Source organism: Pirellulaceae bacterium, from assembly GCA_019636385.1.
In the GTDB taxonomy this organism is placed as follows: domain Bacteria; phylum Planctomycetota; class Planctomycetia; order Pirellulales; family Pirellulaceae; genus Aureliella.
This window is the reverse complement of the sequence record JAHBXT010000005.1, coordinates 255,610-269,173: the sequence shown is the minus strand read 5'-3', so window position 1 is coordinate 269,173 and position 13,564 is coordinate 255,610. Positions and strand designations below refer to the sequence as shown.

General features: G+C 55.6%; 13 protein-coding genes. 7 read left to right on the top strand and 6 right to left on the bottom strand.

Going from position 1 to position 13,564, the window contains the following annotated elements; translation table 11 throughout:
- Positions 1–90: 90 nt before the first annotated feature.
- Positions 91–2,367, bottom strand: a complete 2,277-nt coding sequence (gene priA / locus KF752_18720; GenBank protein ID MBX3423595.1) for a primosomal protein N' — start codon at positions 2,365–2,367, stop codon at positions 91–93.
- A gap of 101 nt (positions 2,368–2,468) precedes the next feature.
- Between priA and nadD the strand changes: the two genes are divergently transcribed.
- From nadD to KF752_18700, 4 genes are all read left to right on the top strand, one after another.
- Positions 2,469–3,113 (top strand): nicotinate (nicotinamide) nucleotide adenylyltransferase, encoded by a 645-nt coding sequence (gene nadD / locus KF752_18715; protein MBX3423594.1) that lies wholly within the window; start codon positions 2,469–2,471, stop codon positions 3,111–3,113.
- A 125-nt stretch (positions 3,114–3,238) separates the two neighbouring features.
- Positions 3,239–4,093: a hypothetical protein gene (locus KF752_18710; GenBank protein ID MBX3423593.1), complete on the top strand. Its 855-nt coding sequence runs from the start codon at positions 3,239–3,241 to the stop codon at positions 4,091–4,093.
- The gene (locus KF752_18705) at positions 4,090–4,722 is read left to right on the top strand and encodes an ATP-binding protein (protein ID MBX3423592.1); all 633 of its coding nucleotides are present in this window, start codon (positions 4,090–4,092) and stop codon (positions 4,720–4,722) included. Before KF752_18710 ends, KF752_18705 begins: the two co-directional genes overlap by 4 nt.
- A 161-nt stretch (positions 4,723–4,883) precedes the next feature.
- Positions 4,884–5,048: a transposase family protein gene (locus tag KF752_18700; GenBank protein ID MBX3423591.1), complete on the top strand. Its 165-nt coding sequence runs from the start codon at positions 4,884–4,886 to the stop codon at positions 5,046–5,048.
- A gap of 132 nt (positions 5,049–5,180) precedes the next feature.
- Here the strand turns inward: KF752_18700 and KF752_18695 are convergent, their stop codons facing one another.
- The gene (locus KF752_18695; GenBank protein MBX3423590.1) at positions 5,181–5,957 is read right to left on the bottom strand and encodes a hypothetical protein; all 777 of its coding nucleotides are present in this window, start codon (positions 5,955–5,957) and stop codon (positions 5,181–5,183) included.
- Between the two features lie 201 nt (positions 5,958–6,158).
- Here KF752_18695 and KF752_18690 point away from each other — a divergent pair, with 201 nt between their 5' ends.
- Both KF752_18690 and KF752_18685 read left to right on the top strand, forming a co-directional pair.
- Entirely contained in the window at positions 6,159–7,256 is a 1,098-nt protein-coding gene (locus KF752_18690; protein MBX3423589.1) for an ABC transporter ATP-binding protein, read from the top strand.
- A gap of 186 nt (positions 7,257–7,442) precedes the next feature.
- The gene (locus tag KF752_18685; protein MBX3423588.1) at positions 7,443–8,660 is read left to right on the top strand and encodes an argininosuccinate synthase; all 1,218 of its coding nucleotides are present in this window, start codon (positions 7,443–7,445) and stop codon (positions 8,658–8,660) included.
- Positions 8,661–8,687: 27 nt separating this feature from the next.
- On the opposite strand, the gene KF752_18680 is transcribed toward KF752_18685, so the two are convergent.
- Genes KF752_18680 through KF752_18670 form a run of 3 tightly spaced genes read right to left on the bottom strand, consistent with a single transcriptional unit; the run spans position 8,688 to position 11,501 of the window.
- Positions 8,688–9,578: an ABC-2 family transporter protein gene (locus tag KF752_18680; GenBank protein MBX3423587.1), complete on the bottom strand. Its 891-nt coding sequence runs from the start codon at positions 9,576–9,578 to the stop codon at positions 8,688–8,690.
- A complete protein-coding gene (locus tag KF752_18675; GenBank protein MBX3423586.1) occupies positions 9,568–10,452 on the bottom strand; it encodes an ABC-2 family transporter protein in 885 nt (294 codons plus the stop codon). The genes KF752_18680 and KF752_18675 overlap by 11 nt, the downstream gene beginning before the upstream one ends.
- On the bottom strand, positions 10,449–11,501 hold the full coding sequence (locus tag KF752_18670; protein MBX3423585.1) for an ABC transporter ATP-binding protein: 1,053 nt from the start codon (positions 11,499–11,501) through the stop codon (positions 10,449–10,451). Before KF752_18670 ends, KF752_18675 begins: the two co-directional genes overlap by 4 nt.
- 301 nt (positions 11,502–11,802) lie before the next feature.
- On the opposite strand from KF752_18670, the gene ispF reads away from it, so the two are divergent.
- Entirely contained in the window at positions 11,803–12,324 is a 522-nt protein-coding gene (gene ispF, locus KF752_18665) for a 2-C-methyl-D-erythritol 2,4-cyclodiphosphate synthase (GenBank protein MBX3423584.1), read from the top strand.
- Positions 12,325–12,433: 109 nt separating this feature from the next.
- On the opposite strand, the gene KF752_18660 is transcribed toward ispF, so the two are convergent.
- Positions 12,434–13,546 carry an ADP-ribosylglycohydrolase family protein gene (locus KF752_18660; GenBank protein MBX3423583.1) on the bottom strand — a complete coding sequence of 371 codons (1,113 nt, stop codon included), beginning with the start codon at positions 13,544–13,546 and terminating at the stop codon, positions 12,434–12,436.
- Positions 13,547–13,564 lie beyond the last annotated feature (18 nt).

Here is a 13,564-nt window from a genome sequence, read left to right as displayed (position 1 = left end):
GATAGTTAGCCTCCGACAGCGGGCGGTGGGCGACAGTAGCCGCTGACATATTCTCTACGGGCCACTTCCCCAACAGCTGGCTGGATCAGGCTACAGCGTATCTAACGGGTCGATGTCAATCACGTACTGAATATCCTTGACTGGCTTGAGGTTGTCTATCGCCTGGCGGACTAATCGGTGCAACGGTTCGGGCTGGCTGGACAGCAGTAAAACATGCATTCGATAATTGCCGCGCAGACGTGCCAACGGCGGCGGAGCAGGGCCCAAAATTCGGCAGTCGAGTTGCTGCTGCGCGCGCAGTGCCTGTAACCGCTGGACCATCGACTCAGCAAATGCTTCGACGGCAGCCAGTTCTGGACCGCGCATGATAATCCTCACCAGGCTCCCGTGTGGTGGATAGCCGAAGTGGGCTCGTTGCACCAACTCGTGGGTCGCAAAGCTCATGTAGTCGTGACGGCTGGCAGCTACGATGGCTGGATGCTCGGGCGAAAAGGTTTGCACGAGCACCCGCCCCACGCGATCGCCTCGGCCCGTACGTCCCGCGACCTGCGTTACCAACTGAAAGGTCTTCTCGGCGGCGCGAAAGTCGGGGAAGTGCAGGGCGGTGTCGGCGTTGATCACGCCTACTAGCAACACATTGGGGAAATCCAGCCCTTTGGCAATCATCTGCGTGCCCAGCAGAATCTGGGTTGCTCCTTTCCGGAACTGGTCTAAGACTCGCTGATGACTCCCCGGCTTGCGCATGGTATCGCTATCCATGCGCGCTACAGTAGCCTGAGGAAACCGATGCTGAACTTCAACTTCCAAGCGCTGTGTACCTTGACCGGCGTAACGAATACCGTCGAAGCTGCAGCGCAAGCAAGCTGGAGGCGACGCAATCGAGTAGTCGCAGTAATGACAACAGGCCTTCAGGCCATCGCGATGATGGGTCAGCGGCAGGTCGCAATCTGGACATTCGACCACATACCCACAGCGCGGGCACTGGATCGTCGTGGCGAATCCCCGGCGGTTCAACAGCAGCATAATTTGCCCGTCACCACTGAGCGTCTCTTGCATAGCCCGCTCCAATGGCCCTGAAATGGCACCTCGGTGCGTTGTCTGAGGCTGGGAACGCAAGTCGATGATTTCCACCTCTGGCAGCGGTCGATTGTGAATCCGGCGAGGCAGTTTGGCCAACTGGTATTTACCATTCTGCGCGCGATGCCAGCTCTCTAAACTCGGCGTGGCACTGCCAAGCACCAGCGGAATCTGCTCCAGATAAGTTCGATGCAGGGCCACATCGCGCGTGTGATAGCGGGGCAAGGTATCTTGCTTGAACGACGATTCGTGCTCTTCGTCCAGCACGATCAGCCCCAAACGCGGCAGCGGTGCGAACACGGCGCTACGGGGACCGATCACCACATCGGCCTGGCCGCTAGCGATTCGCCGCCACTGATAATGTCGTTGGATATCGCTTTGGTGACTATGCAGAATGGCAACCTTACCAAACCGTGCTTGAAAGCGATGATGGGTTTGTGGAGTCAAGCTGATTTCTGGAACGAGCACGATAGCCTGACGTCCATAAGCGATCACTTCATGAATGGCTTGCATGTAGACTTCGGTTTTACCGCTGCCTGTCACGCCGTGAAGCAAAATGGTTTGTTGGCGGTGGGCCTCCAGAGCCTGGGTGATCAAGCGCAGCGCCTGACGTTGGTCGACGCTCAGCGCCAACGGCGTCGACGCCGAATCAACGCTGGGTTCTGGATCAAATTGCGTATAGCTTTCTTGGCGAGCTTCAATCAAGCCACACCGACGCAGCGCGGCAATGGGAGCCGCCGAACAACCCGCCAGCGTCTGCAACTGCTCGCTGGATATACCACTGGCCACGCGAATCAATTGACGCAGTACCTCTTGTTGTTTGGCTGACGACAAGGCCTGGATGGCCTCCTGCGTCGCTCGCGCGGTGGCATATAACATGGTGCGTTGCCGTGTTCCGGCTGCGCTGCGGACCCCGGCCGGTATTGCCGCTTCGATCACTTGTCCCAAGGGAGCAAGATAGTAGCGGCTCATCCATTGCAGCAGCTCTAGAACCTGAGGTGTACAAATCGGCTCACTATCGACCAACTCTTCGATCGCTTTCAGGGAACCAGGTGCCTGCGCAATCGTCTCGACCGCGATACAATAGCCCAGCAGCTGTCGATTGGATTTTCCGAGCGGAACTTTCACGCGGCAGCCCGGCACAAGCTGGTCGAGCCAAGCATCGGGTACGCGATAGCTCAACGGTCCGTGCGGCGGCTCGCTGAACACGACGCTGGCTGCGCGGCATTCACCTTGGGAGTCCATTTCCCAGGGCGGTAGGTTAGTATCAAATAATTCGGGTTGGCTCATAGCAATTTCGTGAGGCGTTCAGCTGTCAACAGCGGACAAGGCCGGCATAGTTGACCGGTAAATGATAACCGTAGAGCACCCTAATGACGAAGCAGGTGAACATGAGCGAGTCGAAAAAAGGACGCTCGATTGGAATTTGGGGTGGCACATTTGACCCAGTTCACGTCGGACACTTGTTGATTGCAGAACTGGCGTGCGAACGGTTGGAGCTGGATCAGCTGCGCTGGATACCAGCGGCTACAGCTCCCCATGCAGAATTAAAAAATGCAACCAGCGCGAATCACCGACTGGAGATGCTGCGACTGGCCACCAGCGGCAATCCCCAATTCATAGTGGACGACTGCGAGCTACGGCGTGGCGGCCAGTCCTATACAGTGGAAACGCTGACCCACCTAGGTCAGCAATTTCCAGACACACACTTGATCCTGTTGATCGGCGCCGACTCTCTGGCAAATTTCAGTCAGTGGCGTCAGCCCGAGCGCATCTGTCGGCTGGCTCGGGTCGTTGTAGTTGCTCGCGGTGGTCAACCGCCACCTGACCTGCGCCTACTGTCCCCATATTTGCCGGACCACGTGCGTGAGGAAGACATGCCAGCCAGGCACCTCTTGCGGCTACCACAGTTTGAAATATCCTCCACCGACATACGGCAACGTATAACTCAAGGCAGGTCCATACGTTATATGGTGCCGGCCTCAGTTTGGGCCTACATCGACGCTAACAACTTGTACCAAGTGCCTGTTTCGTAGGCTGGGACAAACGAGGCCAAATCGAGCGTCGTTGCCGCCCCATGCTTGATTCTCGGTCTCACTGGAAGTTTTGATGCAAAGAAGTCGGCACTGCGACAGGGCCACCACAGCGACTAAAATTGGTCATGAATTCTACCACTACTCCAATTCGTGCACTGCCGCATTCCGTAATGCCATCCCCCATCAACCCCTTCGCAACGCGCTACGTGGCTCCAGGCAGATTACCGTGGGTGGAGAGCGACGGAGTAACATTACGTCATCTGCAACAGCAATTGGAAAGACTCAACGGGCGCGCACAAATCCTTGGCCCGCATGGAAGCGGCAAGTCCACGTTGCTGTCACATCTAGTACCGCTCTTGGGTAACGTGACGCAGCGAGACAGCGCTCAACTGGAGGCCGCTGGCGAGGCTTCGCAGGGCACCGCTGCCCCCGCCTATTTCAGCTCCCAACCCAAAGCGCCAGCGCGTAAAACAGCCAGTGGATGGGATCCGACTCTGGCGAACGCAACGGGTTGTGAAAGCCACCAACCTGCCGACCGTGCCGTCAGGAGAAACGTTGTTTGGTTTTCGATTCGGCGCGGGCATCCCGTCATGCAGCGGTTGGGTTACAAGCTAAAACATCTGGGTGCCGGCGATCTGCTGGTTGTAGATGGATTTGAACAGTTGAGCTGGGTTGGGCGGTTGCGCATTCGCTCAATCACTTGGAGACGCGGGGCAGGACTGCTAGTTACTAGCCATCGCTCAGTGGGCCTGCCTACGCTTTACCGCACCCACGTCACCATGGAACTGACGTCAAAGATTGTCCAACAGGCCTGGCAGGTCGCTGGTTCCAATCGGTCACTAACGCAATTCTTAAATGGCTTGAATCTCCAGCAATTGTTGGAAAAGCACGGCGGTAGCTTGAGGGAGTGCTTGATGGACCTGTTCGACCGCTACCACGCCTGGGAGCCGACTTCAGTTGACCGTACGGAGGACGCATGAACAGACCTGACACATCACTACAATGGCTGGCCTGCGAAATACACGACGGTCTGATGCCTTGGCTTCACGGAGCCCAGATGCAATTGGCAACTCTGCGTCAAGCGGCCGAAACAGATCAATATAAATTGGCTATGCAGTGCCTGCGGAATGCCATTGAAGAAGGGCGCGCCCTGATGGGTTTCTTGGAAGGAATGGGCCGGGGAACGCCTCATGGGCTGACAGATGGCATTCGCCAATTCCTGCAGAAGGCTGAGCCGTTGGCTCAACAGGCAGCTCAGCAGCTCCGGTTGCAGGTTGATGCCACCACCGACGTTGGTATATCAACCGAGGTCACCTGGTCGATCTTGCGAATCTTGCAGCAGGCGGTTATGAACGCGGTACAACATGCCGGACCAACGTCCATACAAGTTACTATGCAGCGGCACTCCCAATTCATACTTCTTGAGATCACCGACCAGGGACGGGGCTTTGATACGCATTCAACCCCAGCGGCCGGACAGTTGGGCCTAGCCAGCATGAAGCGCCGTGCGGCAGCCATCCACGGAAATTTGGAAGTTCAATCGCAGCCAGGCCAAGGCACGAAAGTATCCTTACGAGTACCCGTTGACCTTCAGTTAACTCCGGATTAACAGACTTTGACTTTCAACGCGAGTGACACCTCACTTACACAGAACTCAGGGCAAACGCTTTAGGGAATTGAATGAGGATTGTTGGAGGTGAGGCTGCCAAAGTAAAGGCTAGCAGTGATTGATTGTTTAGTCCAACACAATCACATTGGGAGCCTTGGCGAATGATAACAAAATCAACGCTGGTCGAGTGCATGTCGATCGTTGAAGATCCGCGAATCGAGCGCTGTCGTCACCACGACATTGTAGATATCTTGGTGCTGGCGGTGATGTGTGGTGCCGATAGGTGGGAGGACATAGAGCTGTTTGCTAGAACTGGTCTTGGCTGACTGAGAAAGTTCGTTCCTCTTGACAATGGAGTGCCCTCGCCTGACAGCAGGCTTCAATGGCATAGCGAATCCTCCGCGACTATCCGGTCTGGCACAAATGTCATCGCGTGGCTCGCCTTCAAAGCTTGTGGCTCACAGCGGCATAGCCCAGAAGAAAGCGGCAGCGGAGGCAGATTCAACGATTGCGGCTCGTCGGTCATACGGAAGACTGTCGCGCAAACACGGCGCTGCACTGCCAGATCGATAGTGTCCCAGTGAGTAGACGCATTGATGTTTGGGCTGCAATGTGTGCAGGTAGGGCAGAAGCGGGATGGTTCCAAAGAACTTCACACCCGAAACGATGGACTGACGGCATTCCGAACCGTGATGGCACCGGCTGTGACCATGTCGCTCGAGCATGGCGTCTTCAAAATACAGCGGGAAGTGCTGAATGTTGCTAGCACGCCAATACACCTGAGTACCATACATGCCGCGAGCGTATCCGTCTGGCAGTAGCACGATTGCCGTGGACCGCCGTTGCTTGGGTTGCGGCACCAGCCCCGTGCCAATTTCTTGGTTGGCAGTCGATGGAGCTTGCACTTGTAGACTCAGTTGACGGCTGAGCAGGGGAGCCAGCGACTGCTGCGCTGGCTTTTTTTCTGCCTCGCTGTCACTGGAGTTCGCGACGATTTCAGCATTCTTCGATGTAGAATCGCTGGGGCTGCCATCCTGAGGAGCATCGCCCGCGACAACACCTGCCAACTCGGCTTCGTCCTGAACCACCAGTCTAAGCACCGGTGCAGGTTGCAGCGCAGCCACACTGTAGCTAGCGTTGCGAATCAGCGTCTGGGCCGTCAGCCCATCCGACAAACTCAGGAAAAAGCAGATGCCCAGCAGCTTGACGAAGCCGTGGCGCATGGTCACCATCATTCTCATCCTTCCGGTCCCTCGGAATCTGAGCTCTGGGCTGTGTCAGGCTCAATCCATTGAGCCCACTCAGGGTGTACTTTCGGCTGATGACTGCGGCGCTCTGCACGGTGGCAACAAACCAACTGGAATTCAATAGTCCTTGACCTGACTGAATTGACGACTGTACTGGTCTTACCGATAACAACAGGAATAACCCCGGAAATGGCAGTTGTCGAATTGACTGAAGTCGACGCGACCCTATCTGGCTCAACTGTTCTCAGGGGAATCAACCTGAAACTTGAGCGTGGCCAGCGGCTAGCTGTGTTGGGAGTCAGTGGGGCGGGCAAGTCGACTCTGCTGCGAGTCATGACCGGGTTGCTCGTACCTGCGTGCGGGCAAGTTCATCTCCGCGGCCAGCCAATGCAGTCGATTCCGACGGCCAAGCGCAATATCGCCTGGGTCAGCCAAGACTACGCGCTCTATCCACAATTAGATGTTCGACACAACCTGCGAATTGCCCTGCAGCACGCCAATGTTCCGCGACATGAGATTGACGCTCGCATCGATCAGGCCGCCGAGCAATTTGATATCGGCTCGCTAATGCGGCGACTTCCCAGTCAAATTTCGGGCGGACAGGCACAGCGAGTCGCCCTGGCCAAAGCGCTAATCAGGCGTCCGGATGTACTACTGCTAGACGAGCCACTGAGTCAACTGGATGGTGGGCTGCGTGAGCAATTGATTGACCGTCTATTAGCGCTCAGCGAAGAATACCAAATGTCTTGGTGCTGGGTAACGCATAACGCTCAAGAAGCGATGCGTGTGGCAACCCACTTGGCGGTACTGGATCAAGGTCGTGTACTACAACTGGATCGTTCTCAACAGGTGTACGACCACCCGCGTTCGCTGCGAGTCGCTGAGTTGCTCAGCCCATGGGGTATCAACCAACTTCCCGCAGATGTACCGGAATTTGCCGCCATAACAAGATTAGCATCGCGAACTGGCCTGGCGGCCGCCATACGCCCCGAGCACTGTCTGATTGGCTGCTGCGCACTGAACTTCCAAGCTCCCCCAAGTGCTACCGCAAGGGCACTGGCAAAGCAGCTGAATCCATCGCATCAAGCGAGTTCGCCAGATGTGCTGTTACCGATAACACTTGTGGTACAGGTCCAACAGGTCCAATCCGTGGGATTTGCGCAATTAATTTTTGGCAGAATCGGCAGCCAGCGCCTGATGGCACTTGCTGCCAGCGGCACAATCGCGACGGGACAGACGGTAACAATATCCGTTTGGCCGCAGCGCATTCTATGGTTTGATGTATGAGACTCTGGCAATCATTGACAAAGCCGCAGTTGCAGTGAGAATCTTGAGCTGGATTGCAAGGCAAAAAACGCTGCTACGTGTTACTAAATACGAATCTGCGTGCGGTGGTTAACGAACGACCATGCATGGGCGGATCACAACCAAGTGACTTTCATTGATCATTAACCACAGAGAGGCTGCAAAGCGATGACGGTTTGTGTGTTGGCTTATTCCGGAGGACTGGATACTTCGTGCATGTTGAGCTGGTTGATCGAGCGCGGCTACGAAGTGCATGCCGTGTACGTAGACTTGGGTCAACCCGGTGAAGACCGACAGCAAATGAAGGACAAAGCACAGAGCATCGGTGCCAAAAGCGTGCGGATGATCGACGCGCGAGAAGAGCTGTGCCGCGATTTTGCCTTTCCATGCCTGATGTGGCAAGCCAAATACGAAGGGCCGTATTTGTTGGGCACCAGCATTGCTCGTCCGTTGATCTCCAAGAAGATGCTCGAAGTAGCCGACGAAGTAGGTGCTCAAGTTTACGCTCACGGTGCCACGGGCAAGGGAAACGATCAATGCCGCTTTCAATTGGCGGCTGAAGCCCTACGTCCAGATATCACCGTTTATGCACCCTGGAGAACTCGCGAGTGGCGTGACTCATTTCCAGGCAGGACAGAAATGATCGCTTACTGCCAACAGCGCAACATCCCCGTCAAGGCAACCGCCAAAAAGCCTTACTCCTCGGACGAAAATGTGTTGCATATCAGTTACGAAGCCGGCGAACTTGAAAGGCTGGATGTTTGCGGAGTTGATCTAGTGGATTTTACGATGACCGTCAGTCCTCAACAGGCACCAGACAAAGGTGAGGAAGTCTCCATTGGCTTTGAATCTGGCATGCCAGTCTCAGTCAACGGCCAGCGCTGTTCGGCGCTGGAAACGGTATCGCAGTTGAACCTCATTGGCGGACGGAACGGCGTGGGGCGCATCGACGTTATCGAAAACCGCTTTGTCGGCATGAAAAGTCGCGGTGTGTATGAAGCTCCAGGGATGACGCTGTTGTATGAAGCAGCCAAGCATGTCGAACAACTGACGCTCGATCGCGACTTGGTTCACCTCCGCGATAGCCTGTCACCGATGATTGCCGAAATGGTTTACTATGGCTATTGGTATTCGGCCAAGATGGATGCGCTCATGGCCTTCATTCGTCAGTCGCACCAAGTGGTCACTGGTCAGGTTAGGTTGCGACTGTACAAAGGCAACGTCATCGTGCTGGAGCGTAGCAGTCCCAATAGCTTGTACGACGAAGGCATCGCCACCATGGAATCCGGTGGTAGCTACAATCAGGACGACGCCGAGGGCTTCCTGCGCATCCAAGGCTTGCCCTACCGCGTTCAAGGTAAATCGCGCAAGTTCGGCCAACGCTAGCTACAAATCCGGACCAGCGACCAGTTATCAACTACTGGCGCTACGATAGGCACGCAAGGAGCGGTTGAATACCCAGCGGCTAATAGCAAGTGAAGCTGCCGTGGCCAACAGTGTGAATCCGGCCAATGGCCATTCCCAATCGGCGCGCGGCGTCAGCGGCTGTGCCAGCAGCCGCGCCGGCACATTGACAACCACCAGCACCGGAATCGCGAACGTAAAAATGTAGTACAGTGGCATCCCCCAGCCACGTTGATAGATTTCCATGGGATACCGCGAAAAATTGGTAATATAAAACCAAAAATCGTACAGTGTCTGATTGCGTCCCAACCACACGCTGGTCGAGGCCAGACAGATCATTAGGCTGTACATCACCGCCACGCCGCATCCGATATACAGCGGGTACAACACCAGAATGGATGGCTGGAAATGCCACGGATTCGGACTGCGGGCGGACAGTTGATACAAACTGATTGCGATCAACACTGCCCCCACCAGCACATTGACTAGACTAGGCCAGTTCAGTTTGCGCAATGAAATTAGGAACTGAGTGTCGATAGGCTTCAGCAAGGCAAAGTCCAGGCCGCCGGTACGGATCAGCTCGCTGAACTCTTCGGAATTGGGCATAAACAGCGCCTGCATCAGCGCGTTGATGATCCAAGTTGTTCCCATGAACACGAAGAATTCGCTGCGCCCCCAACCCGTGCCTTGACCTATCGACTGAGTGTGCTCGAAGATCAGCCAATAGAAGCCGATATTCATCACCGACCAAGCCGCGCTGGAAACTACTTCGATCAAGAAGTTGGCGCGGAACATCATGTCACGCACCAGCGAATTGCGGACGAACATCTGGTAGACACGCCAGTAATCCGGATGCCGAAAACCTCGATCCGCTGGTATCCGGGAACGACTATCCTCCATAGCCGCTGTACCTCCTGAGTCCACGAGCGTACATGCAGCGCGCCAATACAATGAGCGCGATCAACCAGCCAGCCTCCAGAGCCATTTCGCGCCACAACGCTTCGGGCGGAATCTTCCCCAGGAACACGGCAGCCGGAAAATAGGCCAAGTACTTGAACGGCAGGACATCCACCCAGCTCTTCCAGGGGTCAGGTAACAGGTCCAGTGGAAACATGTGACCTGATAAAAAGAAGTTCAGCAGCATGTACACGAACAGCAACGAACTGACTTCCAAGAACCAGAAGCCAACCAAACCGATGCACAAGTCCAGCAAGAATCCCAACAGGAACCCCATAACCAGTGAAATCGCGAATGCCAGAAGCACATCTGGAGCCGGCCAGCCACCCACAAAATATTGGCGGCACAGAAAAAAGACCAGGGCAAAGGGTAGGGCGGCAACCGTGTAATAGGCCACCTTGTGTGCGGTGCGACCCAGCAACAAGAACCCAAGCATATCGATGGGCTGTGTCAAATACTTCTTGATTTCACCATCGCGAATCTGTTTGGCCACGTAGGATGCCAAGCCCGGCATACTTGAAAAAGCACGTGCTAACATGCTCAGCAAGTAATAGGCGATCATATCATGAAAGCTGTAGCCCACCATGCGCCCTGAAGCCGCGCCTCCGCTGACCGATTCAAAAATAGCCCACCACAGGAACACCTGTGTAACGATGGGCAGAAAACGCATTAAGGTGCCTAAAGCAAAATCGCCGCGGTAGGCCAGTCGCTCTTCCAATGCAATGCGAAAAATCGTCCACCAGCACAGAAAGCGCCCCAATTGCCCCTGCGGACCGAACTCGGCGCCTACTGTCGCGTTTGAAGCTTTCGAACTCATTGGCGCGATTCCTGTCCAGCGCCGGCCAGATCATGCTCGCACGAGTTGGAGAGCCTTGAATTGGAACCCACACTCTGGTCCTGTTGAAACAGGCGCGAGATCACCTCTTCCAGCGGCGGGTCCTCGACGGCAACATCTTCGATCTGGTAATTGGCCAACAGTTGCGCTAACACTTGGGCCACAGCGGTGCGCGGGCAGCGAAGGGTGACTTTCGGCAACTCAATGGACTCGACATTGGCAAATCGCTCGATACCTTCGACCAATTGGCCTTCGGCCACGCGAATCCGCACTAAGCGGGTCGAACTGAAATTGTCGATGACTTGGCTGAGCGAACCATCGAACTTAATGGCACCATCCGTGATGACCACCAGGCGGCGGCACAGTGCGGCGATGTCCTTCATGTAGTGACTAGTCAGCAGGATCGTGATCTGGCGCTGCTCCTGATAGAACCGCAGGAACTGCTGAATATTGTGTTGGGCTACGACGTCCAAACCGATCGTCGGTTCGTCCAGGAACAACACATCAGGCGAATGCAACAGGGCCGCGATCAATTCCATCTTCATCCGCTCGCCCAATGACAGCTCACGCACCGGCCGCCCCAGCAACGCCCGGACGCTTAACAGTTCCGTCAACTCATCCAGCGTCCGGCGAAATTGGTCGGGATGAATGCGGTAAATTTGTTGATGCAGCCGAAACGATTCTTGGCTGGGCAAGTCCCACCACAACTGATTCTTTTGTCCCATGACCAGCGCGAAACGACTGCGGTAGGCGTTCGAGCGGTCCCAGGGAACATAGCCCATGACTTTGGCCGTCCCGCTCGTGGGATAGATTACCCCCGACAGCAACTTGAGCGTGGTTGTCTTACCAGCCCCGTTGGGACCAAGAAAAGCGACGAATTCACCTTGCTGAACTTGCAGATTGATGCCACGCACCGCCTCGACGGTGCGATACTGCCGGCGAAAAAGCCCGCGCACGGCTGCGGCCAATCCCTCACGCTTCTGGTAGACACGATACGATTTAGTCAGGTCTTGGATTTCGATGATAGCCATACGGACTCGACATGCGATGGTGGTTGAGGACGCCATATCATAGTGCCACCTCCCAGAATGCAAACTCCCCACCGCTGTCAGCCAGCGGCCTATATCAACACACTTGTAGTTCCTGTCACCAGACGGCGGCTGATCAGCTCATCCGGCGTCAGGCGACGGAAGCCACAATGATTTCAGCTGGACCGTACATAAGCAGTGGTCGCTGGAAGCTGGTATAATGGGCCGCGGCCATTCAGCGTTACGCCCACACAGGGCGACGGCTGATCCTGAGTGACTGGTTGACTTTAGGAGACCGATTGCGATGTCAACTGAGTATCGAGTGGGCGTGGGACACGACACCCATCGTTTGATTAGCGGCGGACCTTTGCGAATTGGAGGAGTTGACATCGACTTCGACAAGCGGCTGGATGGTCACAGCGATGCCGACGTCTTGTTACACGCCATAACCGATGCGCTTTTGGGCGCAGTGGCTTTGGGGGATATCGGCGAAATGTTCCCCGATACTGATCCACAACATCGAGGACAAGACTCTGCCGACATGTTATCGGCAGCCGCTCATCGAGTACTCAGCTTGGGGTGGCGGATCGCCAATTTGGACTGTGTCATTCACGCGGAACAGCCCAAGATGCTGCCACACCGCGACCGCATGCAAGCACGCCTCGCCGAAATACTTGTACTGGGAGCCAATCAAATAAGCGTCAAGAGCAAGACCGGAGAGGCCACCGGTCCGGTTGGCCAGGGACTGATTATTCAGGCGCAGTGCGTTTGTCTGGTTCAAAGGCCAGTAAAGGACAAAGGCGAATACGGTGGCATCGGCTTTTGAGTGCAGCAGCCAATGTGCCAGTGGCAGTAGGCATGGTCGTCATTCGCTGGAACCCCAGCTCATCCACTGCCTAGCGACGAACGTCACTTATGGACCGCACACTAAGCCTTCAGCGGCGCAAGCGCCGCGGCTGAGTTCTCGTAATTAATTGGCAGGGCAGGCGGCGAAGTCGATTGGCCAGAATCAATGGTACGCGCAGCAGGTTCAAAGTAGTCTGCTCAAAGGGCGCTACCGCTTCAGCCGGTGGAGCATACAGATCATCGACGCCATGCGGCCAATGCGACAATCTACGCGCCATGCGTGTCATCCAGGTCGGACCGTAAGCGAAATCGGAGATCTTGTCGACCCACACTGCGGGAATCTCGCCTATACCCAGCAAGGCTCCAGACAAGCCGCCAACGATAGCACCCATCGAACTGGTGTCGCCGCCGAGGCGAATTGCCGATTGCACTGCGGTGCGGAAGTTTCGGCTGTGGCGCAGGAAGCAATACGAGGCCATCACAGCAGTCGGAACAATATGGTCACTGATGTGCGTATGCCAGCCAAATTGATTGGCTACGCGCATGCAACTGTAATTCTGTTCCAGGAGGGCTGGCAGCTGAGCCAGGCGCTCCTTGAGTTCCGGCTGGGAGGAAAACGACGCCAATTTGCAACAGGCATCGTGAGCGTCGAATGCATCATGCTGGTCGATGATTTGCTCGGCCAAACTGGCCAACACCACACAACCATCGACTGCCAGAGGATGCGAATGTGTGATACGAGTACTCAGTTCAACCCACTTCTTAAATCGCGGACCAGCGCGATCCAAAGCCAGTGCCACAAAGATCGCCCGCGTCGCAGGATCGTTACCCGTAGAATTCACTCCACTGGGAAGCTTAAATAGCCGTAACCATGATTTTAAGGCAGCCACCAGAGTTGCCGGACCGATGCCAATTGGAAAGCTGAGCGGATACCAAGACAGGCGCTGTTGATAGCTGCCGACAAAATTATCGCTTGTCACACCTGAACAAACGATGGCCTGGGCTGCCATCAGCATGAGGCCGGTATTTGGACCCGGTAGACCAGCCCCACTAAGGGTTGTATACCGCAGTGGCTTGCGTCCGTAGATCTTCAGCCCCAACCTTCGTGACATTTCTTGTCGCGAACCGCCCAGCGCGTCTCCGATGGCTACACCCATCATCAACCCATGAATATGATCGCGACGCAGGTCGGTTGAATGCATGGCTGGGCGTTAATTCAT